Source organism: Mesorhizobium sp. WSM4848, from assembly GCF_055811375.1.
Genome location: NZ_JBVVPX010000021.1, coordinates 52,917 through 73,523, shown reverse-complemented (window position 1 = coordinate 73,523; position 20,607 = coordinate 52,917). Strand labels below are relative to the sequence as shown.

Annotated in this window: 23 protein-coding genes; 10 read left to right on the top strand and 13 right to left on the bottom strand. The window is 63.3% G+C overall.

The genetic code is table 11. The features are described from left to right. The first annotated feature begins 127 nt into the window (after positions 1-127). Both AC0L16_RS19680 and AC0L16_RS19675 read left to right on the top strand, forming a co-directional pair. Positions 128-1,984 (top strand): DEAD/DEAH box helicase, encoded by a 1,857-nt coding sequence (locus AC0L16_RS19680; RefSeq protein ID WP_473622673.1) that lies wholly within the window; start codon positions 128-130, stop codon positions 1,982-1,984. Positions 1,985-2,365: 381 nt separating this feature from the next. Next, positions 2,366-3,055 carry a DUF805 domain-containing protein gene (locus AC0L16_RS19675; RefSeq protein ID WP_473622671.1) on the top strand — a complete coding sequence of 230 codons (690 nt, stop codon included), beginning with the start codon at positions 2,366-2,368 and terminating at the stop codon, positions 3,053-3,055. 60 nt (positions 3,056-3,115) lie between these two features. Here AC0L16_RS19675 and leuB read toward each other — a convergent pair whose 3' ends face one another. Further along, complete coding sequence (gene leuB / locus AC0L16_RS19670) at positions 3,116-4,219, bottom strand: 3-isopropylmalate dehydrogenase (RefSeq protein ID WP_473622669.1); 1,104 nt, start codon at positions 4,217-4,219, stop codon at positions 3,116-3,118. Positions 4,220-4,452: 233 nt separating this feature from the next. Continuing rightward, positions 4,453-4,836 (bottom strand): RidA family protein, encoded by a 384-nt coding sequence (locus AC0L16_RS19665; protein ID WP_473622668.1) that lies wholly within the window; start codon positions 4,834-4,836, stop codon positions 4,453-4,455. Between the two features lie 169 nt (positions 4,837-5,005). Here AC0L16_RS19665 and AC0L16_RS19660 point away from each other — a divergent pair, with 169 nt between their 5' ends. Then, complete coding sequence (locus AC0L16_RS19660; RefSeq protein ID WP_473622666.1) at positions 5,006-5,380, top strand: hypothetical protein; 375 nt, start codon at positions 5,006-5,008, stop codon at positions 5,378-5,380. 87 nt (positions 5,381-5,467) lie between these two features. Here the strand turns inward: AC0L16_RS19660 and AC0L16_RS19655 are convergent, their stop codons facing one another. After that, complete coding sequence (locus AC0L16_RS19655) at positions 5,468-6,691, bottom strand: argininosuccinate synthase (RefSeq protein WP_473622665.1); 1,224 nt, start codon at positions 6,689-6,691, stop codon at positions 5,468-5,470. Between the two features lie 270 nt (positions 6,692-6,961). On the opposite strand from AC0L16_RS19655, the gene AC0L16_RS19650 reads away from it, so the two are divergent. Continuing rightward, positions 6,962-7,603, top strand: coding sequence for a LysE family translocator (locus AC0L16_RS19650; protein WP_473622664.1), 642 nt, complete (start codon positions 6,962-6,964; stop codon positions 7,601-7,603). Here the strand turns inward: AC0L16_RS19650 and AC0L16_RS19645 are convergent. The 5 genes from AC0L16_RS19645 to AC0L16_RS19625 form a co-directional block, all read right to left on the bottom strand. Next, positions 7,575-8,054 carry a hypothetical protein gene (locus AC0L16_RS19645; RefSeq protein WP_473622662.1) on the bottom strand — a complete coding sequence of 160 codons (480 nt, stop codon included), beginning with the start codon at positions 8,052-8,054 and terminating at the stop codon, positions 7,575-7,577. The two genes, AC0L16_RS19650 and AC0L16_RS19645, sit on opposite strands and share 29 nt — an antisense overlap. After that, positions 8,051-9,286, bottom strand: a complete 1,236-nt coding sequence (gene rlmN / locus AC0L16_RS19640) for a dual-specificity RNA methyltransferase RlmN (protein WP_473622661.1) — start codon at positions 9,284-9,286, stop codon at positions 8,051-8,053. The genes AC0L16_RS19645 and rlmN overlap by 4 nt, the downstream gene beginning before the upstream one ends. A gap of 181 nt (positions 9,287-9,467) precedes the next feature. After that, positions 9,468-9,971 (bottom strand): invasion associated locus B family protein, encoded by a 504-nt coding sequence (locus AC0L16_RS19635; protein ID WP_091592451.1) that lies wholly within the window; start codon positions 9,969-9,971, stop codon positions 9,468-9,470. 234 nt (positions 9,972-10,205) lie between these two features. Beyond that, a complete protein-coding gene (locus AC0L16_RS19630) occupies positions 10,206-10,568 on the bottom strand; it encodes a YkvA family protein (protein ID WP_473622660.1) in 363 nt (120 codons plus the stop codon). A 116-nt stretch (positions 10,569-10,684) separates the two neighbouring features. Then, on the bottom strand, positions 10,685-11,005 hold the full coding sequence (locus tag AC0L16_RS19625; protein WP_473622659.1) for a 4a-hydroxytetrahydrobiopterin dehydratase: 321 nt from the start codon (positions 11,003-11,005) through the stop codon (positions 10,685-10,687). 52 nt (positions 11,006-11,057) lie between these two features. Here AC0L16_RS19625 and AC0L16_RS19620 point away from each other — a divergent pair, with 52 nt between their 5' ends. Beyond that, positions 11,058-11,576, top strand: coding sequence for a low molecular weight protein-tyrosine-phosphatase (locus tag AC0L16_RS19620; RefSeq protein WP_473622657.1), 519 nt, complete (start codon positions 11,058-11,060; stop codon positions 11,574-11,576). On the opposite strand, the gene thpR is transcribed toward AC0L16_RS19620, so the two are convergent. Together thpR and AC0L16_RS19610 are read right to left on the bottom strand one after the other, a co-directional pair. Then, positions 11,480-12,076, bottom strand: coding sequence for an RNA 2',3'-cyclic phosphodiesterase (gene thpR, locus AC0L16_RS19615; protein ID WP_473622656.1), 597 nt, complete (start codon positions 12,074-12,076; stop codon positions 11,480-11,482). The genes AC0L16_RS19620 and thpR overlap by 97 nt on opposite strands. 140 nt (positions 12,077-12,216) lie before the next feature. After that, complete coding sequence (locus AC0L16_RS19610) at positions 12,217-12,861, bottom strand: arylesterase (protein ID WP_473622655.1); 645 nt, start codon at positions 12,859-12,861, stop codon at positions 12,217-12,219. Between the two features lie 85 nt (positions 12,862-12,946). On the opposite strand from AC0L16_RS19610, the gene AC0L16_RS19605 reads away from it, so the two are divergent. The 4 genes from AC0L16_RS19605 to AC0L16_RS19590 all read left to right on the top strand — a co-directional run bounded on the left by AC0L16_RS19605 (position 12,947) and on the right by AC0L16_RS19590 (position 17,917). Next, positions 12,947-13,657: an ABC transporter ATP-binding protein gene (locus tag AC0L16_RS19605; RefSeq protein WP_077380940.1), complete on the top strand. Its 711-nt coding sequence runs from the start codon at positions 12,947-12,949 to the stop codon at positions 13,655-13,657. Then, on the top strand, positions 13,657-16,206 hold the full coding sequence (locus tag AC0L16_RS19600) for an ABC transporter permease (protein WP_473622654.1): 2,550 nt from the start codon (positions 13,657-13,659) through the stop codon (positions 16,204-16,206). The genes AC0L16_RS19605 and AC0L16_RS19600 overlap by 1 nt, the downstream gene beginning before the upstream one ends. 241 nt (positions 16,207-16,447) lie before the next feature. Beyond that, positions 16,448-17,227 carry a Bax inhibitor-1/YccA family protein gene (locus AC0L16_RS19595; RefSeq protein WP_077380938.1) on the top strand — a complete coding sequence of 260 codons (780 nt, stop codon included), beginning with the start codon at positions 16,448-16,450 and terminating at the stop codon, positions 17,225-17,227. Between the two features lie 117 nt (positions 17,228-17,344). After that, positions 17,345-17,917 carry a GNAT family N-acetyltransferase gene (locus tag AC0L16_RS19590; RefSeq protein ID WP_077380937.1) on the top strand — a complete coding sequence of 191 codons (573 nt, stop codon included), beginning with the start codon at positions 17,345-17,347 and terminating at the stop codon, positions 17,915-17,917. On the opposite strand, the gene AC0L16_RS19585 is transcribed toward AC0L16_RS19590, so the two are convergent. From AC0L16_RS19585 to AC0L16_RS19575, 3 genes are all read right to left on the bottom strand, one after another. Further along, positions 17,918-18,304, bottom strand: coding sequence for a DUF2794 domain-containing protein (locus AC0L16_RS19585; protein ID WP_473622652.1), 387 nt, complete (start codon positions 18,302-18,304; stop codon positions 17,918-17,920). Positions 18,305-18,332: 28 nt separating this feature from the next. After that, positions 18,333-18,800, bottom strand: coding sequence for a hypothetical protein (locus tag AC0L16_RS19580; RefSeq protein WP_473622651.1), 468 nt, complete (start codon positions 18,798-18,800; stop codon positions 18,333-18,335). Between the two features lie 112 nt (positions 18,801-18,912). Then, complete coding sequence (locus tag AC0L16_RS19575; RefSeq protein WP_473622649.1) at positions 18,913-19,722, bottom strand: DUF1223 domain-containing protein; 810 nt, start codon at positions 19,720-19,722, stop codon at positions 18,913-18,915. A 178-nt stretch (positions 19,723-19,900) separates the two neighbouring features. Here AC0L16_RS19575 and AC0L16_RS19570 point away from each other — a divergent pair, with 178 nt between their 5' ends. Further along, complete coding sequence (locus AC0L16_RS19570; RefSeq protein WP_473622647.1) at positions 19,901-20,572, top strand: ceramidase domain-containing protein; 672 nt, start codon at positions 19,901-19,903, stop codon at positions 20,570-20,572. Positions 20,573-20,607 lie beyond the last annotated feature (35 nt).

The window sequence follows — 20,607 nt, the reverse complement described above, 5'->3', positions numbered from 1 at the left end:
AGGCGGCTTGCCCTGTACAATGGCGGCGGCGCGAAGTACGAACGATTGGATCGTTTGGCTCGTGGCGCTCCTGGCGCTCGCCGCCCCATTGCCGGGCATAAAAGAATCCGAATTCCGAAAGAGTGAAATGTCCAATTTCGAAGCATTTGTCCCCGCGCTGGCAAAGGCGCTGGAAAAACGCGGCTATGTCGAGCTGACGCCGGTGCAGAAGGCGGTACTCGAGCTCGGGCAGGCCGATGCGCTGGTTTCCGCCCAGACCGGCTCCGGCAAGACCGTCGCCTTCGGGCTGGCTCTGGCGCCGACCCTTCTCGACGGCGCCGAGCGCTTTTCCCATGCCGCCGCACCGCTGGCGCTGGCCGTGGCGCCGACGCGGGAGCTCGCTTTGCAGGTGACGCGCGAGCTCGAATGGCTCTACGAACTGACCGGCGCAGCGATAGCGTCCTGCGTCGGCGGCATGGACATGCGCACCGAGCGCCGCACGCTGGAGCGCGGCGCCCATATCGTTGTCGGCACGCCCGGCCGGCTGCGCGACCACATCACCCGCAATTCGCTCGACATGTCTGAACTGAAGGCAGTGGTGCTGGACGAGGCCGACGAGATGCTCGATCTCGGCTTTCGCGAGGATCTGGAATTCATCCTCGACGCCGCGCCGGCCGAGCGCCGCACCTTGATGTTTTCGGCCACCGTGCCGCGCTCCATCGCTACGCTGGCCAAGGGCTACCAGCGCGATGCGGTGCGCATCTCGGCCGCCGGCGAGGAAAAGCAGCATCTCGACATCGAATACCGGGCGCTGAGCGTGGCCCAGGCCGACCGGGAAAATGCCATCATCAACGTGCTGCGCTATTACGAGGCGAAGAACGCACTGGTGTTCTGCAACACGCGCGCTGCCGTCAATCACCTGACCGCGCGCTTCAACAACCGCAACTTTTCCGTCGTCGCGCTTTCGGGCGAGCTGAGCCAGAACGAGCGCAGCCACGCGCTGCAGGCGATGCGCGACGGCCGCGCCAAAGTCTGCATCGCCACCGACGTGGCGGCGCGCGGCATTGACCTACCCAACCTCGAACTGGTGATCCACGCCGACCTGCCGACCAATCCGGAGACGCTGCTGCACCGAAGCGGGCGGACGGGACGGGCGGGACGCAAGGGTGTCAGCGCGCTGATCGTGCCCAACAATGCCCGCAGGCGCACCGAACGGCTGCTGCAAAGCGCTGGCCTTGCGGCGACATGGGCAAGCCCGCCTTCGGCCGACGACGTCCTGCGCCGCGACGACGAGCGCATCCTCGCCGACCCGGTTTTCAGCGAGCCTGTGACGGATGATGAACGCGGCTTCATCAATGCGCTTCTTGAGCAGCATGGCCCCGATCAGGTGGCCGCCGCCTTCGTGCGTCTGTGCCGCTCCAGCCGCTCGGCGCCCGAGGATCTTTTAGACGTCGCTCCGTTCACGCCGTCGGGAGCCAGGCCCTCTGGCGATAGATCTACCCGTCGCGACGAGGCGCCAGGCCGGCGCGACGACTTCGGCGACAGCGTCTGGTTCTCGCTGTCGGTGGGACGCAGGCAGAATGCCGAGCCGCGCTGGTTGATCCCGATGCTGTGCCGGACCGGCGGCATCTCCAAGCGCGAGATCGGCGCCATCAAGATGCAGCCGGAGGAAACCTTCGTGCAGATCGCGGCGGATTGGGCCGACCGGTTTCTCCAGGCAATCGGCCCGGACCGCAAGCTGCAGAACAACATCGCAGTGAAGCGGCTGGACGGCACGCCCGACCTGTCGCGGGCCGGCTATCAGGAGCCACGGCCGGACAAGAAGCCGCACCGCGGCAAGCGGACGTTCGACCAGAACGCGCCCAAATTCGAGAAGCGCGCACCGTCAGCCGATCAGCGCCCCGCCGCATTCGAGGCAAAACCCTGGGCCGGGAAACAGAGCAAGCCGAAATTCGACAAGGCCGGACCCGCCAAGAGCAAGAAAGCGAAGAAGCGGCCGGCTTAGCGATTTGCTGGCATCGTTGGCTTGTCATGGCCTGCAAGGGGCTGTCCCTCGCCAAGGCAATCGATGCAGGTCTGCGCCGCCCCTCATCCGCCTGCCGGCACCTTCTCCCCGTAAACGGGGAGAAGACCGCTGGCCGCAGCCTCGGCGTTCTTTCCGCGACGCTCGCGATTGGCGAGGCCGGCGATGACAGCGTCCTTCTCCCCGTCACTATACGGGGAGAAGTGCCCGGCAGGGCGATGAGGGGCGGCGCAGACTCCGACGATTGGTGGTCTTCAACACGAGTGGCGCGCTATCTTTTGTCTGAAGCGATGCTCCCGCGCCCGCACCCCTTGCGGTCTGCCGCAACTTTGAACAGTCTGGCCAGCGGGACGAGGGCAGGACATGCGCGGCGAAGTTCTTCACTACGACGAGGACCAAGGTTTCGGCTTCATCACCGGAGTCGACGGCAACCGTTACACCTTCGCGCGCGAGGATCTGCGCCGAGAGGCGACGATAGGCAGGGGCACGGTTATCGAGTTCCAGCCGGCTGGCGGACGGGCACGCGACGTTTTTTCGATCCGTGCCCAGGCTGCCAGTCCGCCTGCCGCAACCGCCGCTCCGTCTCAAACCGGCAATGCGCCGGTGGCGCCGCAACATTTCGGCCGTTTCGCTGAAAGTCGTCCCGCTTCGGCTGCCGGATTGTGGGATTATTTCTGGCGGGGCCTGACTGACAATTACTTCAATTTCTCCGGCCGTGCCCGCCGCAAGGAATATTGGGGCTATTGCCTGTTCTGGACGATCGCGCTGATCGTGGTCGTCGGCGTTGGCCTCTTCATCGACGACGCCATGGGCCATCTTGACGAATTGCCGGCAGTGACGGTCGGCTTTTGCGGCGCGTTTGTGCTGGCGACAATCCCGCCTTGGATCGGACTGAACGTGCGTCGCCTGCACGACATCGGCCTGACCGGCTGGCTTTTCCTCGTGGTGTTCATCCCGACGATCGGCTGGCTGATCATCCTGGTCTTCGCGCTGATCCCGACGCAGGCCCGTGAAAATCAGTGGGGCCCGGTGCCGGTGGGCGTCAGGGCCTAGCTGCTCGACACAGCGATTTTGAGGGGGCTGGAAGCCGGGCGGACGTCGACCGCCACAGGGTCAGCCCAGGAACCTGGCGATGATCGCGTCGCCCATCTCAGTGGTGCCGACCTCGGTCATCCCAGGGGAAAGAATATCGCTGGTGCGCAAGCCCTGGTCGAGCACGGCGGCGATGGCGCTTTCCAGGCGATCGGCCTCGGCGACCATGCCGAAGGAATAGCGCATGCACATGGCGAAGGAGGCGATCATGGCGATCGGGTTGGCGATGCCCTTGCCCGCAATGTCGGGCGCCGAACCGTGCACCGGTTCGTAGAGCGCCTTGCGCTTCTTCGTCCTGGCATCCGGCGCGCCGAGCGACGCCGACGGCAGCATGCCGATCGAGCCGGTCAGCATGGCGGCGATGTCGGACAGCATGTCGCCGAACAGATTGTCGGTGACGATGACGTCGAATTGTTTCGGCCAGCGCACCAGCTGCATGCCGCCGGCATCGGCCAGCATGTGGTCGAGCTTGACGTCGGCATATCTGGCCTTGTGGGTCTGCGTGACGACCTCGTTCCACAGCACGCCCGACTTCATGACGTTGCGCTTTTCCATCGAGGTGACGTGGTTCTTGCGCGTCCGTGCCAGTTCGAAGGCGACGCCCGAGATGCGCTCGATCTCGAACGTGTCGTAGACCTGGGTGTCGATGCCGCGCTTCTGGCCGTTGCCGAGATCGACGATCTGCTTCGGCTCGCCGAAATAGACGCCGCCGGTGAGCTCGCGCACGATCAGAATGTCGAGCCCTTCGACCACCTCCTGCTTGAGCGAGGAGGATGCCGCCAGCGCCGGATAGCAGATGGCCGGCCTGAGATTGGCGAACAGCTCCATGTCCTTGCGCAGCCGCAGCAGTCCGGCTTCCGGGCGCACTTCATAAGGCACCGCATCCCATTTCGGCCCGCCGACGGCGCCGAACAGCACCGCGTCGGCAGCCATCGCCTTGGCCATGTCGGCATCGGAAATCGCCGCGCCATGCGCGTCATAGGCGCAGCCGCCGACCAGCCCCTCATCGGTGACAAAACCGCTGTCGAGCGTGTCGTTCATGGCGGCGATCAGCTTCTTCACCTCGGCCATCGCCTCGGGGCCGATGCCGTCGCCGGCGAGCAGGAGAAGATTTTTCGAAGCCATCGGAACCGTCCTAACTGTGGCGCATGAAATCGGAATCGATTTCGGAAAGGATCATGCGCAGAACCAAAATTCTACAGCGTCCTTTGGGCGTCCAAAAGGACGCGCGGCGCTGTCGTGAGCCGCGGCCTTGCTAAACGCCAAGCGGCTGGCGCGCAAGCTTTTGGTTCAGAGCATCTTTGGCGGATCATTGGCGCCCCGCTGGCGTCGCACAAGCTTCTGCAGCGCCGCCGCGCTCAGGCCGTGCGCTTGAGCGCCGTCACTTCGATCTCGATCTTCATTTCCGGCTTGTTGAGCTGGCAGACGATCATCGTCGCCGCCGGCCTGATGTCGCCAAAAGCCTCGCCGAGGATCGGAAAGACGATGTCGACGAAAGCCGCGTCGGTGATGTAGTAATGCGCCCGCACCACATCGGCCATCTCGAAGCCGCCGTCCTGCAACGCCTTGGCAATCGTCGCCAGGCAATTGCGCATCTGCGCCTCGACCGTCTCCGGCATCGACATGGTCGTATAGTCGTAGCCGGTCGTTCCGGAAACGAAACACCAGTCGCCCTGTACCACGGCGCGTGAATAGCCAGCGGCCTTCTCGAAGGGCGAGCCGGTGGAGATCAGTATTCGCATGGTTCCCTCGCATATTCTTCAGGCGATATTGAGCTGAAGAGGTGTCGTCCGGCCATGGGCCAGACGGGGTGGATCGACAGTGCAAAACCGTTATAGGCCGGGACGTCGGCCTTGCATTCGATCTGCGCAGCGAGAGGCAATAGCGGCCTAACGGGAAAGGAGTCTACCGATGGATACCGAAATGTTCGATTTGAAGGCGCTCACCACGCTCATGAACGCGCTACGGCGGTTCAATCAGTTCGATCCGAAGATGCAGGTCTCAACAATCTTGGCTCTACTGGAAATAGCTGCGGCGAATGCACGGCATGAGAACATTTCGGTTCAGGACATTGAGAGGAACGTCGGCATCAAGTCCGGCGCCGCCTCCCGCAATGCCTATTATTGGGGTGAGGGCCACCAGGAAATGACCGGTGGCCACCAGATGATCACCATCGGTTTCGGCGCTGATCGCCGGAAGCGCTCACTTGCGCTGACCAACAAGGGGAGGGCATTCATCAACGATCTGGTCAGAGGCGTAAAGGCATATGGCGAGAAATCGGGTTAACCGCTGGCATGCCGACTTGGTGATCGACGGGTGCGCCGCAGGAATCCAAACAAAGAATCCGGCTTTGGCCGGGTTCTAGATATCTGGCTAGCTTTTACGATTACGCGCCGCCAGCGTCCGCAACCTCAGCGCATTGAGGCGGATGAAGCCTTCGGCGTCCTTTTGGTCGTAGGCGCCGCGGTCGTCCTCGAAGGTGACCAGCGCGTCGGAATAGAGCGTCTTCTTCGACTTGCGGCCGGTGACGATGACGTTGCCCTTGTAGAGCTTCAGCCGCACCATGCCTTCGACGTCTTCCTGGCTCTTGTCGATCATCGCCTGCAGCATCAGGCGCTCGGGCGCGAACCAGAAGCCGTTGTAGATCAGCTCGGCGTAGCGCGGCATGAACTCGTCCTTGAGGTGAGCGGCGCCACGATCCAAGGTGATCGATTCGATCGCCCGGTGGGCTGATATCAGTATGGTGCCGCCGGGGGTCTCGTAGACGCCGCGCGATTTCATGCCGACGAAACGGTTCTCGACAAGGTCGAGCCGGCCGATGCCGTTGTCGCGGCCGAGATCGTTGAGTGCGGCCAGCATCGTCGCCGGCGACAGTTTTTTGCCGTCGAGCGCGATCGGATCGCCCTTCAGGAATTCGATTTCGATCTCGGTGACCTTGTCCGGCGCATCCATCGGCGAGATGGTGCGCTGATGGACGAATTCCGGCGGCTCGCTCCACGGGTCTTCCAGCACTTTGCCCTCGGAAGACGAATGCAGCAGGTTGGCGTCGACCGAAAACGGCGCGTCGCCCCTCTTGTCCTTCGGCACCGGGATCTGGTGCTGCTCGGCGAAGTTGATCAGGTCGGTGCGCGACTTGAACGACCAGTCGCGCCATGGCGCGATGACCTTGATGTCGGGATGAAGCGCATAGGCCGAAAGCTCGAAACGGACCTGATCGTTGCCCTTGCCGGTGGCGCCATGCGCAATCGCATCGGCGCCGGTTTCTTTTGCGATCTCGACCAGGTGCTTGGAAATCAGCGGGCGGGCGATCGAGGTGCCGAGCAAATAGGTGCCTTCATAGACGGCATTGGCGCGAAACATCGGGAAGACGAAGTCGGAAACGAACTCCTCGCGGACATCCATGATGCGGATGTCCTTGATGCCCATCATCTCGGCCTTGCGCCGCGCCGGCTCCAACTCGCCGCCCTGGCCGAGATCGGCGGTGAAGGTGACCACCTCGGCGCCAAGCTCGGTCTTCAGCCATTTCAGGATGATGGAAGTGTCAAGGCCGCCGGAATAGGCGAGCACGACCTTCTTGACGGTTTTTGCTTTCGACATTTGGCTGTTCCGCGACAGGGTTCTTCTCGGGCGAGGTATCACGGCCTTTCCGGGCTGCGCAAGAGACGAACGGTGATCAGGCCGCCGGCGAAGCTGCCGATCTCCCCCGCAAGGGCCGCAAGGGGGAGATCGGATGTCGCTGCGCCTTCGCCAACTACCAACGGACATCGCTGTTTCGACTCGCTAGATCAGACGCCGCGCTGGCGAGAAGCTGGCGTCTACAAGGCACCTGCGCTATAGGCTGCGCCTTACTTTATCCAGGGGCCGCAGATGTCCTTCATTCCCGACACCACCACGCTGATCCAGTTCGCCATCGCCACCGTGATCCTGGCGATCACGCCGGGGCCCGACATGACGCTGTTCGTGTCGCGCACGCTGAGCCATGGCCGCGCCACCGGCTTTGCCTCGATGGCCGGCGCGCTGTTCGGTACGCTGATCCACACCACGCTGGTGGTGGTCGGCATCTCGGCGCTGATCGTCGCCTCGCCGATGTCTTTCCTGGCCCTGAAGATCTTCGGCGCCGGCTATCTCGTCTTCCTGGCGTGGCAGGCGATCACCAAGGGATCGGCGTTCTCACCCGAGAAGAAAAGCGGGCCGGAGATTTCACTGTTTCGCGCCTGGGCGGCAGGGCTCGGCGTCAATCTGCTCAACCCGAAGATCATCCTGTTCTTCATGACCTTCCTGCCGCAGTTCGTCTCGGCCCATGATCCTAACGCGCCTGGAAAGCTGTTCTTCCTCGGGGCGATGTTCGTCGTTTTGTCGATCCCGGTAACAGCGCCGATGGTCTTTGCGGCAGAAAAGTTCTCGACCGCGATGAAAGCAAGCCCGCGGGTAACGCGCGCCGTCGATTATCTGTTCGCCGGGGTGTTTTCGGCCTTTGCGCTCAAGATTCTGACCGCCCAGGCGAAGTAGACCTTCCGGCTTGGCGCCAGCTTCCGGCCGAGCGCCCGGCGCTCAGCCAGTAGAAAATGCCGCCGACCATGCCGCTGCCGATCACGGCAGCGACGACGCGCGGGTCGGTGATCTCGAAATTGGCGTCGGCAGTCTGGTGGACGAAGCCGAGGAAGACCGCCGCGACCGCTGCGCCCGCCAGCGCATAGAACAGCCAGTCGCGCCGTCCGAGGATCTCCGAGACGAGAATCGCCACCGCTGCCGGCATGAAGGCGAAATAGGCGACGAACAGCGCAACGAAGGGAACAGAAAACCACAGCGAGGCGGTCGCCGCCGGCTGCGCATGCTCCGGCGTGTAGCCTAGCGACGCCAGAAACATGATGTTGAGGAAGGCGCTGGCGGCCAGCGCGGCGACGCCATAGCCGATCAGGATGATGGCGAAGCGGATGAGGTAGGCGACAAGGCGATTCACGCCTCGCCGTGCCCCGCGATCATCATTGCTTCCAGGGCGAGCCGATCGACCTTGCGCATGCGCTCGGACTCCGACTTGAGCTGGCCGCAGGCGGCGAGGATATCGCGGCCGCGCGGCGTGCGGATCGGCGAGGCATAGCCGGCATTGTTGATGTAGTCGGCGAACTTCTCGATCGTCTCCCAGTCCGAGCACTGGTAGTTGGTGCCCGGCCACGGATTGAACGGGATCAGATTGATCTTGGCCGGAATGCCCTTGAGCAGCTTGATCAGCCCCTTGGCATCCTCGATCGAATCGTTGACGTCCTTCAGCATCACATATTCGAAGGTGATGCGGCGGGCGTTCGACAGGCCGGGATAGGCGCGGCAGGCGGCGATCAGCTCTTTCAAGGGATATTTCTTGTTGATCGGCACCAAAAGGTCGCGCAGATCGTCGTTGGTGGCGTGCAGCGAGATCGCCAGCATGACGCCGATCTCCTCGCCGGTGCGGAAGATCTCCGGCACGACGCCGGAAGTCGACAGCGTGATGCGTCTCTTCGACAGCGAAAGCCCGTCGCCGTCGGACGCGATCAGCAGCGCCTTCTTCACCGCCTCGAAATTGTAGAGCGGCTCGCCCATGCCCATCATGACGATGTTGGACACTTTCCGGCCCTCGGCCGGAACGACGGCGCCATCAGGCGTGTCGCGGTCGGGGAAATCGCCGAGCCGGTCGCGGGCGGTCAGTAGCTGAGCGAGGATTTCCTCTGCGGTCAGGTTGCGCACCAGCTTCTGCGTGCCGGTGTGGCAAAAGGAGCAGGTCAGCGTGCAACCGACCTGTGAGGAGATGCAGAGCGTGCCGCGGCCTTCTTCGGGAATGTAGACGGTTTCGATCTCGACCGGCCGGCCGGCACCGCGCGGCGGAAAGCGAAACAGCCATTTGCGCGTGCCGTCGGAGGAAATCTGCTCCTCGACGATCTCGGGCCTGGCGACGGTAAAATGCTTGCCGAGCTCGGCGCGCAGATCCTTGGAGATGTTGAACATGCCGGCAAAGTCGGAGACGCCGCGCACATACATCCAGTGCCAGAGCTGCTGGGCGCGCATCCTGGCCTGGCGCTCGGGCACGATGCCTGATGCAACGAGGGCAGCGCCAAGCTCGGCCCGGGTCAGGCCGATCAGCGAGGGTTTTTCGGCCGGCGTGGCGCGGGCGCGCAACGCATCACGGGCGCCCTCGGTGGTAAGGTCGAATGAAAGGGTCATTGTTGCGCCAATATAAGCGATTTACGGCCGATTACAGCATCGTGCCCGAAATGAAGCGCGGCGCATAGCACAGCTTTACGGCGGAGTCATGCAGGGGCGATCTTTACCTTCTCCCACAACAAGGGGAGAAGCGAGAGCCGCGCCAGGCACGGCCCGGCCGCTCATTCAAGCCCGGCTTTGGCTATTTGCACCTGGCGATGGACGACAGCGCCGCCGAAATGCCTTTCAGCGAAAAGACATAGGTCGTGGTGTTGCCGCGGCCGGACTTCGCCTGCACCTTCATGTCGCTGCCAGTCTTCATCGCGGCGATCAGCACCGGCTCCTCGGCGGCGTTTTCGACCCAGGCCGACTTGCCACGGGTGAACATCGAAAAGCTCTTGCCGTCGATGGTGACGGTGGCCTTGGAGTTTTCCTGGAAATTGTAGCCGGCGATGAATTGCGGCTCGTAAGACACTTGCTGTCCCGGCCGCTGGCTGACGAAGAAGAACATGTCGCCATGGTCAAGCGTCGGCGGCTGCTTGTCGGTCGGCACGGTCAGCACATAGCAAACCTTGCCGCCCGACGCCTGGTAGCTGTAGGTGCCCCAGGCATTGTGCTGGCCGATCTTGGTTGCCGACTGCGCCAGAGCCGGCGCTGTCATGGCCACCAGTGCCAGGCTCGAAATTGTAGCAATCAATCCGCGCATCGCTTTTCCCATATATGGTGCGGAGGCAGGCCGGCTCAGCGTCCTGCCCGTCGCTTCATTTTGATTTAATCTGGGTTACCAAACGGTGAACTTCCTTTGGGAAAAGGACATCCACCCCAGGAAACCGCCGCCATCCTTGCGCCCGTCGCTCGAAAGCGGCAGTTGCAACGTCCCTTTCGCGACTTGGATGCCACGAAAGCGGCAAGAGTTTGACTTTTCTGCCTTATCGACGGCTCAGCCGTTGTCGGCAATCGCCTGCTTGGCGGCGAGCCGATGCGCTGATGTGATGTGGGCTTTGACGGTGGTGATCGCGGCGGTCAGCACGGCGATGTCGTCGGTAAAGCCCAGTCCGAAGACGAAGTCGGGGATGACGTCAGCCGGCAGCACGAAATAGCCGAGCGCCGCCACCAGGATGCCCTTGGCGCGCAGCGGCGTGTTCTTGTCCATGGCGCAGTAATAGGCGGCGACCAGCTCTTCCATGAACGGGATCTGCCGGGCAGCCCGCTTGGCCGTGCGCCAGAATTTCTCGCGCACTTCCACCTCGTCGCCCGGCTTGCCGCCAAAGCCGAAGAAATCAAAACCTGATTTTTGCGCCATCAGTCTCTCCTAACGAGGCTACGCATGGCGTTCCACGCGCGCCTGCCAGCGGAAAATGTGGTGAAAGCTCCAGTCCACTACAAGAGCTCGGCCGTTCCCCGGCCTGAAAATCGGGGCTACCGCGTCGACAGATCTCCAACGACCTGACCGAAATAGCGGTTCATCGTCCTAGCCAGTTCGAAGTCGAGCGCGGTCAGGCCGCCGGCATCATGGGTGTTCAGCGTCACGTTCACGGTGTTGTAGACGTTCGACCAGTCGGGGTGATGGTCGATCTTCTCCGCCGCCAGAGCGACGCGGGTCATGAAGGCGAAGGCTTCGGAAAAATCGCTGAAGGTGAAGCTGCGCGCGATCGAGCCGCCATCCTCGGCCAGCGACCAGCCGTCGAGCCCGGCCAGCGCCTCGGCGACCGCCTCACTGCTCAGTTTCTCTCTCGCCATGGTCGTTTCCCGTGCTATCTGGATTTGCAGTCTTCAGCATAGTGCCGGATCGATGAGCGCAAAGCCGATAAAATCCATTCTCTTCGTCTGTCTCGGCAATATCTGCCGCTCGCCACTGGCCGAGGGCGTGCTGCGCGCCGTCCTGGCCGAGCGCGGCCTCGATCGGGATATCCTGCTCGATTCGGCCGGGACCAGCGACTGGGAAGCCGGCTCGGCACCCGACCCGCGCTCGATCTCGATCGCAGAGCGGCACGGCGTCGATATTTCCGGACAGACGGCGCGCAAACTGGCGCCGGACGATTTTTCGCGTTTCGACCTCATTCTCGCCATGGACCGATCGAATCTCCGGGATCTTAAAGCGCTGGTGCCTGCCGCCATGCGCGACCGGGTCCGTCTGTTCCTCGAGTTCGCCGAGGGAAGGGTAGGCGACGTGCCGGACCCCTATCGGCAGGGGCCGGAGGCGTTTGCCTCAGTCTACCGCATGATCCGCGAAGCGTCGGAGGCGCTGGCGACGCGGCTCGAGGCACGGCTGTCGGCGCCCGACAGCGGCCAGGCCTCCTCGACGATGTAGGGTCCGCCGCCGACCGAATCGCGCGACGACATCAGGACGAAGCGGCCGACACGGAAGGGCAGCGTCGAAAAATTGCCGCGCGCCGAAAGATACTGGGCGACGTCGAGCGGGCTCGAATTGCGCAACCTGGCCAGCGTCACATGCGGCATGAATTTGCGCGGGTCGGCGGGGATGCCGAGGCGTTGGCAGATGCGCTCGATCTCGGCTTGCAGCGCCGCAAGATCGGGCGAGGCGGAGACGCCGGCCCACACCGCGTGCGGTTTCTTCTGGCCGAAGGCGCCGACGCCGGACAGTGTCAGCGCGAAGGAAGGGCGGTGGACGCGGTCGAGTGCGTTGGCGATCTCGTCGGCGACATGGCCCTCGACGTCGCCGATGAAGCGCAGCGTCATATGGTAGTTCTCGACGTCGATCCAGCGGGCCCGGGGCAGGCCGCCCCGGAGCAGGGACAGCGAAAGGGCGGCGTCACGCGGAATTTCGAGGGCGGTGAAAAGACGCGGCATGGTAAGCCTCCTGTCCTCGAATCGAACTCTTGTCCCTAGCGAATCATCGAAAATCGAGCGGGGCAAGCGGTTTGTTGGTTGCACCTGGCCTAAAATCAAATCGTGTGGGGAATACGTAGCCTCATCGAAATCCGGTCCCTTCAAGAGTGGCCCTTGACCACGGCAATGGCTTTCTCGACATCCGGCAGTATGCGCTCGACCATGCGGTCGATGCCCTTGGCATTCGGGTGCAGGCCGTCCTCAAGTTGCATAGCTGGTTCGCCGGCGACGCCGTCGAGAAAGAATGGATAGAGCGGAACGCCGTATTTTTCCGCCAGTTTCGGGAAGATCGCGTCAAAGCCGTTCTGGTAGTCGGCGCCGAGATTGGGGGCGGCGCGCATGCCGGCCAGCAGCACGGCGATGTTGCGCTGCTTCAGCTTCGCCAGCATGGCGTCCAGATTTTTCTGCGTGATATCGGGAGAAACGCCGCGCAGCATGTCGTTGGCACCGAGTTCAAGAATGACAAGCTGCGTGCCGTCCGGCACCGACCAGTCGAGCCGCGACAGGCCGCCACTCGACGTATCGCCGGAGACACCGGCATTGGCGACCGTCACATCGTGGCCCTTGGCGCGAAGTGCTGCCTCAAGTTTCCGGGTGAAGCCTTCGTCCGGTCCGAGGCTAAAGCCTGCCATCAGGCTGTCGCCGAAGCCGACGATCTTGAGCGGCTCGGCGCACGCCGAAGAAATGGCGCCGCAAATTCCGAGGAAAAGGACGAGGGCTGCGGCAAGTCGGTGTTTGAAAGCCATGCGGCAGGGCCCCATATGACCGAGAACATTATACTGGCGGTAGGCGGAATTCTGGCCTCCCTTTCCCATATAGGACGATTTTATTTTGACAGAAGCCGTCATCGCGCTGAAAAACGTATCGCTGACGCTCGGCGAAGGAGCGTCTTCCGTCCATGTGCTGAAAGGCGTCAGCCTAGACGTGGCAAGTGGCGAGGCGACCGGCATCGTCGGTCCGTCAGGCTCGGGAAAGTCGACGCTGCTGATGGTTTTGGCCGGTTTGGAAAGGGTTGATTCGGGTACGGTACGGATTGCCGGCGAATTGCTGAACGGCAAGAGCGAAGACCAGATCGCATCGTTTCGCGGGCGAAACATTGGCATCGTCTTCCAGTCCTTCCACCTCATTCCCAACATGACGGCGCTCGAAAATGTCGCAGTGCCGCTGGAACTTGCCGGTCATGAGAATCCGTTCGGGGTGGCGGCGCGGGAGCTCGAGGCGGTGGGATTGAGCGACCGCGTCACTCACTACCCCGGCGAATTGTCCGGCGGCGAACAGCAGCGTGTGGCGATCGCCCGGGCGCTGGCGCCTTCGCCGCGCATCCTGATCGCCGACGAGCCGACCGGCAACCTGGACCAGGCAACGGGACGGCAGGTCGCCGATCTCCTGTTCGCCAAAGCGGCCGAGCGCGGCATGACGCTGGTGCTGGTCACCCACGATCCGGCGCTCGCCGCACGCTGCTCCCGGCAGGTGTCGATGCGGTCGGGCCGGATCGAGGACGCGCCAGAACCAGTTCCAAAGCCGGGCAAGGTGCCGGCCTGATGCCGCTGTCGCGCACGCTGAAGCTCGCCTTCCGCTTCTCGCTGCGCGAGATGCGCGGCGGGCTGTCCGGCTTCCTGATCTTCCTTGCCTGCATTGCGCTCGGCGTCGCGGCGATCGGCGGCGTCAATTCGGTGGCCCGGGCGATTACCGCCGGTGTCGCCAACGAAGGCCAGTCGCTGCTCGGCGGCGATCTTCGTTTCCAGCTCAATCAGCGCGCCGCGACGCAGGCCGAGCACGTCTTTCTTGACGGGCTGGGCACGGTCTCGCATAGCGCCAACATGCGCTCGATGGCGCGGCTCGAAGACGGCTCCGACCAGGCGCTGGTCGAAGCCAAGGCGGTCGACGGCGCTTATCCGCTCTATGGCGCGCTGGAGACCGAGCCGGCGCTGTCGAAGCGGGAATTGTTCGGCGAGAAATCCGGAGTTTTCGGCGCCGCCGCACCCGACCTTTTGTTCGAGCGGCTGAACCTTCGGATCGGCGACCGGCTGAAGCTGGGCAGCGCCACCTTCGAACTGCGCGCCCGGCTCGTCAACGAGCCGGACGCGGTCTCCGACGGCTTCGGCTTTGCGCCGCGGCTGATGATCTCGACGGACGGGCTTGCCGCTTCCGGTTTGATCCAGCCCGGCAGCCTGGTCGAGAACGCCTACAAGGTCCGCCTGCCCGGCGGCACCGGCGAGGCGCGCATAAAAGCCATTCAGGATCAGGCAGCGGAGGATTTTCCCGAGTCCGGCTGGTCGATCCGCACGCGCAGCAATGCAGCACCGGCGCTGTCCGCCAATATCGAACGGTTTTCGCAGTTCCTGACGCTGGTCGGGTTGACGGCGCTGGTGGTCGGCGGCGTCGGCGTGGCCAATGCGGTGCGCGCCTATCTCGACGGCAAGCGCGGCGTCATCGCCACCTTCAAGAGCCTGGGGGCTTCGGGCGGTTTCGTCTTTGCCGTCTACCTGGTGCAGATCCTGATGATCGCCGTACTTGGGATCACGCTCGGCGTGATGCTTGGCGCGCTGATGCCGTTCGCGGCGAGCGCGGCGCTCCAGTCGATCATTCCGGTGTCGGCGGAAGGCGGGTTCTATCCCGGCGCGCTCGGCATGGCGGCGCTGTTCGGGCTGCTGGTGACTCTGGCTTTCGCCTTGCTGCCGCTCGGCCGGGCGCGCGACGTGCCGGCGACGGCGCTGTTTCGCGAAATGGGTTTTGAGGGCCGCGGCTTTCCGCGCCCGCTTTACACGGCGGCGGCGCTCGGCATCGCGCTGCTGCTGGCGGCGCTGGCCATTCTGTTTTCCGGCGACCGCTACATCGCCTCGATCTTCGTCGGCGCCACCATTTTTGCTTTTTTGGTGCTGCGCCTTGTCGGCGCGCTGGTGCAGTGGGCCGCCAAAAGCAGCCCGCGCGTTGGCTCGACGGTGCTCAGGCTCGCCATCGGCAACATCCATCGGCCGGGCGCCTTGACGCCGTCGGTGGTGCTGTCGCTGGGACTGGGGCTGACGCTGCTGGTGACGCTGGCGCTGATCGACGGCAATCTCAGGCGGCAGATTTCCGGCAGCCTGCCGGAGCGGGCGCCGAACTTCTTCTTCGTCGACATCCAGAGCAGCGATGTCGATGCGTTCTCGGCGCTGGTCGGCAGGGAGGCACCGCAAGGCACGCTGGTCAAGGTGCCGATGCTGCGCGGCCGGGTGATGGCGCTGAACGGCGTCGACGTCGACAAGGTCAAGGTCCCGGCGGAAGGGGCCTGGGTGCTGCGCGGCGATCGCGGGCTGACCTACGAGGCCAGAATTCCTGCGAATGCGACGCTGACCGAAGGCACATGGTGGCCGGACAATTATGCCGGCGAGCCGCTGGTGTCGTTTTCGGCCGAGGAAGGCAAAGAGATCGGGCTGAAACTCGGCGATACCGTCACCGTCAACGTGCTTGGCCGCAACGTGACGGCGAAGATCGCCAATTTCCGCCAGGTCGAGTGGGAGTCGATGGGCATCAATTTCGTCATGGTGTTCTCGCCCAGCACATTTGCCGGCGCGCCGCACAGCTGGCTGGCGACGCTGACCGAAAAGGGCGCGTCGCCGGCCGACGATGCCCGTCTTCTCAACGCCGTCACCCGTGCCTTTCCCGCGGTGACGACGGTCAGGGTCAAGGACGCTCTCGACATCGTCAACCGGCTGGTGGCGCAACTCGGCACCGCGATCAGGGCCGCGGCCGGCGTGGCGCTGATCGCCTCGGTGCTGGTGCTGGCCGGCGCGCTGGCGGCCGGCAACCGCGCCCGCATCCACGATGCGGTGGTGCTGAAGACGCTGGGCGCCACCAGGAAGACGCTGATCGCGGCCTTTTCGCTGGAATACATGCTGATCGGCCTCGCCACCGCGATCTTCGCGCTGGCGGCAGGCGGGATTGCGGCGTGGTTCGTTGTCGCGCGCGTCATGACGCTGCCGTCGCATTTCATGCCCGATGTGGCGGTGGCCACAATAGTCTTTGCCTTGCTGGTCACGGTCGGCATTGGCCTCGCCGGCACCTGGCGGGTGCTGGGCCACAAGGCGGCGCCGGTGCTGCGCAATCTCTGATCTGCAGGCATCTGCAGGCTCAACGCGACCAGGATTCGGTTAAATCTTGTTAATGTTGGGCTTCGGACGGCCGATAAATCCGGATTTTTGCTACTTCACGAAGCATTACGCCCGGTTACGGTCTTGTTCTTGGCGCCAATAACCATCATATTTCGCCGCAGGCATGCTGGAGCCCCGCCAGCGGCGCCGCGGTCCAAATGGGCCGGACACCGGACGGGGCAGAAGCAATATGAGGATTTCCATGGCTGAACCCGTTCGCAATTATCAGACGCGTGCCGTGCCCGGCGTCGGCGTCGATGCTGCTATCGACCAGGGCCTGCGCGCTTATATGATCAAGGTCTACAATCTGATGGGGCTTGGCCTCCTCATCACCGGCCTCGCCGCGGTCGGAACGATCATGCTGGCCACCACCACCGATCCGGCTTCGGCGGTCGCTACGCTGCCGAACGGCGATATGCTGACATCCTTCGGCTACGCGATCTTCGGCTCGCCGCTGAAATGGCTGGTAATCTTTGCGCCGCTGGCAGCGGTGCTGTTCCTGTCGTTCCGCGTCCAGTCGATGAGCGTTTCGGCCGCGCAGACGACGTTCTGGGTCTATGCCGGCCTCGTCGGCCTGTCGCTGTCGTCGATCTTCCTGGTCTACACCACCGCCAGCATCTCGCAGACCTTCTTCGCCACCGCCGCCGCCTTTGGCGGATTGTCGCTCTACGGCTACACGACCAAGCGCGATCTTTCCGCGCTCGGTTCGTTCCTGATCATGGGCCTGGTCGGTCTGATCATCGCGATGGTGATCAACATCTTCCTGCAGTCGTCGGCGCTTTCCTTCGCCGTTTCGGCGATCGGCGTGCTGATCTTCGCAGGGCTGACCGCCTACGACACGCAGAACATCAAGGAGATGTATTTCGAGGGCGACGAGACTGATGTCGCCGGCCGCAAGGCGATCATGGGCGCTCTGAGGCTCTATCTCGACTTCATCAACCTGTTCATGTTCCTGCTGCAGTTCATGGGCGATCGCCGTTAAACACGGCCCCTTGAGTCTGTAGACCAGCGAATTTGGAAAGGGCGGCCCAACGGCCGCCCTTTCCTTCTGTGCCGGCCTTTGCTGTGATAGAAGGCAGATGAACGGCTTGCATAAATTATGAGCAGCATCACGATACGCGGCGCGACAGCGGCCGATCTCGACCGGATCACCGACATCTATGCCGATGCGGTGACCCACGGCACGGCGAGCTACGAACTGGAGCCGCCTGACCGTGCCGAGATGGGCGAGCGCTTCGACAGTTTGATAGCGGGCGGCTTTCCCTATCTGGTGGCGGAAAAAGCCGGCATCGTGCTCGGCTATGCCTATGCCGGCCCCTTTCGGGCGCGGCCTGCGTACCGGTTCATCATCGAAGATTCGGTCTATGTCGCGCCCGAGGCCAAGGGCCATGGCATCGGGCTGAAGCTAATGCAAGGGCTGATCGCGGCGGCCGAGGCGGCCGGCTTCCGCCAGATCATAGCGGTGATCGGCGACGGTCGGCCGGACAGTGCCTCGGTCCGGCTGCATGAAAAGCTCGACTTTCGCCATTCGGGCCGTCTGGAAGCCTCCGGCTACAAGCATGGGCGCTGGCTCGACACGGTGTTCATGCAACTGCCGATCAATGGCGGGTCTCAGGTTCCGCCCGATCCCAACTCACTACCGGAACGGAGATTCCGGAAGCAAAACCAGTAGTTAGGCCTCGACCGGTTTCAGCGTGCGGTCGAACACGCCAAGCACGCGGCCAAGTTCCTGGCTGCGCTTGAGGATGCGGCCTCCGGCGGCAATGACAGCGAAAGCGCCTTGTCGGCGCGCCAGCTTCGGATCCTTGACGATCTGGAACAGCGGCACCTCGCTGGTGCGACGGAAGACGGAAAAGACGGCGCGGTCGGCAAGATGGTCGATGGCGTAGTCGCGCCATTCATTGGCGGCGACCATGCGCCCGTAAAGCCTCAGGATCTGGTCCAATTCACGCCGGTCGAACCGCACCGGCTGGTCGAGGCGTTCACGTCTTGCCTCATGCAGCGGGATCAGTATTGCGGATGCGTCCCCATCCTCCGTCCCACTGCCGTGATCAGTCATGCCTCGATCCCTTCGAATGAATCTTACACTAATCAAAGTTGGCGCTTTCGCCATGGAATTGCAAGCCCGGCTGGGCAAAGGCTGGCGGCGCAACGTTTCCGCGGTGTCCAGTCACGTTTATAAAAACGCCCGTTGAAATTGGTGATGCTTCGCCACAATCCTGCCTTCTTTTAACCGCGCTAATGCCCCAATCTCCGACGAATTTACAGGTGTTGCCTGAGACGGTTCGGTCCGGCACTGGCTCGTAAACCCCAAGCCCCCCGCCCACGGGTCTGCGTCGGATCGAACCAACCTTGGTTTCTCCCTTGGAGAAATCGAGTGCGACGATCCCAATACCTAAATAACCGACGTCAGAAGCAAGCTGACGTCGGTTTTTTATTGGCCGAGTGATGCGCAGGCGTTCCTTCTCCCTTGTGGGAGAAGGTGTCGCCGAAGGCGACGGATGAGGGATGTTCCAGCTTGACAATTTGCTTGAAATCGCCGCCGCCTCATTCATTCCTTCCACCACCCCTTATCCGTCTCGACGCTGCGCGCCGATCCCACCACCCGGGGCGAGTCGCGGGCCTAGCCCGCCCTTCGGGCCACACAAGGGGAGAAGGAGAGGGCGTTCAAGGCTTGTGGATCAAGGCGGCGCCCAGGATGGGACCCGGCATGCCGTCCTTGCCCACCGATTGCAGCAGCACGGCGCAGCCGCCTTTCTTGGCAATCACGCTCATCGGCAATTCGTAGCGCTGCGCCTTGCCGTGCCACATGCCGGCGGTCTGAATGCCGGAGACGGCGTTCCAATAGGTCATGCTGCGGCCGGTGTTCTCGCCCTTGCCGATCTTGATCGTCTGCGGTGGGTCGAAATAGACGATGACGACATGGGCATCGCTGGGGCCGCTCCCGGCATCGCCTGCGTCGATGATGACGCGGTCGCTGGTCCGGCTGACGTTGATGCTGACCTGCATGCCTTCGCCGGATGTTTCCATCCGGGCGAGCGCGCCGTCGACTTCCTCGCGGCGGGCGCCGTTGACATGGCTGCGGCCATTGATGACGGCCTGCGGCGTATAGACCGAGCGGCTGCCGAAGGCACGCATATACTCATACTGCCGCTCGGTGTTCTCCTTGCGGCTCAGTGTGTCCTTCCAACCGAGATAATCCCAGTAGTCGACGTGATAGGCGAGCGCGATGATGTTCTGCTTGGCGGCAAGCTCGGCGAAAAACGCATCGGCCGGCAGGCAGGAACTGCAGCCCTGGCTGGTGAAGAGCTCGACCACGCCCAAGGGTTGATCAGTCGAGGCTTTGTCAGCCTGGGGCTTGTCGGCCTCGCCGGCCAGCGCCTTGCCGGCAAGCGCATTGCTGGCAAGTCCGGCGCCGGCAAGCACCGAGAGGGCCAGCGCCAATGCCGCAAGCCGCAATGGTCTTCGAGGTGTCATGGCCGTTTCGACTCCCGCCGGTGATGGCCGGCTTTGTTCTGGTTGGCGAAATATGTGGCAGAAGCGGCAGTCAACGGGAAGTCACGTTGCGGTGAAACTTTTACCGCTGTAGCCAACTGCAAGGGCACTCCAGGACGGCTACACTTCAGGGAAGATACCGATTCGGGCAACAATCAGCATGTGGCAAACTCTCCTGACGCCGGTCGACCTGTACTGCGAGCGGGTCGGGCCGGAGTTCTGGGCCGAGCCGGTCAACGCACTGACCAATATGGCTTTTCTTGTCGCCGGGCTGTGGGGTGTCCGGGAGGTGCGCCGGCGTGGCACAGGCATCTTCGCCAAAATGCTGGCATGGTGGGTGGTGGCGATCGGCATCGGCTCGGCGCTGTTCCACACCTTTGCCAACCATGCCACGGTCTGGGCCGACGTGCTGCCGATCGCCGGGTTCACGCTGGCCTACACGCTGTTCAACCTGCGCCGTTTCCTCGCTATGAAATGGGGCAAGGCGATCGCCATCTTCGTCGCCTTCTATGCCGTCACCGGGTTGTTGACCTTTGCCGTGCCGGACTGGCTGCGCCAGGCATCGAACGGCACGACCGGCTATCTGCCGCCCTTCCTGGCGCTCGCCTTCTTCGGCGCCTGGGTGGTGGCGAGCGGCAACCGCGCCGGCTGGTACAATCTGGCGGGCTCGGCGATCTTCGTCGTGTCGGTCATCTTCAGGACGATCGATCCGCTGGTCTGCGGCAGCTTCCCGCTCGGCACGCATTTCCTGTGGCACATCCTCAACGGGCTGATGCTCGGCGTGCTGCTGGCGGCGGTGGCGCGGTTTGGGAGGGCAGCAGTAGGGCAGTAGGGCAGTAAGGCAGTAAGGCAGTAAGGCAGTAAGGC

Coding starts and splice junctions, on each gene's coding strand:
- AC0L16_RS19680 (WP_473622673.1), top strand. CDS start 128: ATGTCCAATTTCGAAGCATTTGTCCCCGCGCTGGCAAAGGCGCTGGAA.
- AC0L16_RS19675 (WP_473622671.1), top strand. CDS start 2,366: ATGCGCGGCGAAGTTCTTCACTACGACGAGGACCAAGGTTTCGGCTTC.
- leuB (WP_473622669.1), bottom strand. CDS start 4,219: ATGGCTTCGAAAAATCTTCTCCTGCTCGCCGGCGACGGCATCGGCCCC.
- AC0L16_RS19665 (WP_473622668.1), bottom strand. CDS start 4,836: ATGCGAATACTGATCTCCACCGGCTCGCCCTTCGAGAAGGCCGCTGGC.
- AC0L16_RS19660 (WP_473622666.1), top strand. CDS start 5,006: ATGGATACCGAAATGTTCGATTTGAAGGCGCTCACCACGCTCATGAAC.
- AC0L16_RS19655 (WP_473622665.1), bottom strand. CDS start 6,691: ATGTCGAAAGCAAAAACCGTCAAGAAGGTCGTGCTCGCCTATTCCGGC.
- AC0L16_RS19650 (WP_473622664.1), top strand. CDS start 6,962: ATGTCCTTCATTCCCGACACCACCACGCTGATCCAGTTCGCCATCGCC.
- rlmN (WP_473622661.1), bottom strand. CDS start 9,286: ATGACCCTTTCATTCGACCTTACCACCGAGGGCGCCCGTGATGCGTTG.
- AC0L16_RS19635 (WP_091592451.1), bottom strand. CDS start 9,971: ATGCGCGGATTGATTGCTACAATTTCGAGCCTGGCACTGGTGGCCATG.
- AC0L16_RS19630 (WP_473622660.1), bottom strand. CDS start 10,568: ATGGCGCAAAAATCAGGTTTTGATTTCTTCGGCTTTGGCGGCAAGCCG.
- AC0L16_RS19625 (WP_473622659.1), bottom strand. CDS start 11,005: ATGGCGAGAGAGAAACTGAGCAGTGAGGCGGTCGCCGAGGCGCTGGCC.
- AC0L16_RS19620 (WP_473622657.1), top strand. CDS start 11,058: ATGAGCGCAAAGCCGATAAAATCCATTCTCTTCGTCTGTCTCGGCAAT.
- thpR (WP_473622656.1), bottom strand. CDS start 12,076: ATGCCGCGTCTTTTCACCGCCCTCGAAATTCCGCGTGACGCCGCCCTT.
- AC0L16_RS19610 (WP_473622655.1), bottom strand. CDS start 12,861: ATGGCTTTCAAACACCGACTTGCCGCAGCCCTCGTCCTTTTCCTCGGA.
- AC0L16_RS19600 (WP_473622654.1), top strand. CDS start 13,657: ATGCCGCTGTCGCGCACGCTGAAGCTCGCCTTCCGCTTCTCGCTGCGC.
- AC0L16_RS19595 (WP_077380938.1), top strand. CDS start 16,448: ATGGCTGAACCCGTTCGCAATTATCAGACGCGTGCCGTGCCCGGCGTC.
- AC0L16_RS19590 (WP_077380937.1), top strand. CDS start 17,345: ATGAGCAGCATCACGATACGCGGCGCGACAGCGGCCGATCTCGACCGG.
- AC0L16_RS19585 (WP_473622652.1), bottom strand. CDS start 18,304: ATGACTGATCACGGCAGTGGGACGGAGGATGGGGACGCATCCGCAATA.
- AC0L16_RS19580 (WP_473622651.1), bottom strand. CDS start 18,800: ATGAATGAGGCGGCGGCGATTTCAAGCAAATTGTCAAGCTGGAACATC.
- AC0L16_RS19575 (WP_473622649.1), bottom strand. CDS start 19,722: ATGACACCTCGAAGACCATTGCGGCTTGCGGCATTGGCGCTGGCCCTC.
- AC0L16_RS19570 (WP_473622647.1), top strand. CDS start 19,901: ATGTGGCAAACTCTCCTGACGCCGGTCGACCTGTACTGCGAGCGGGTC.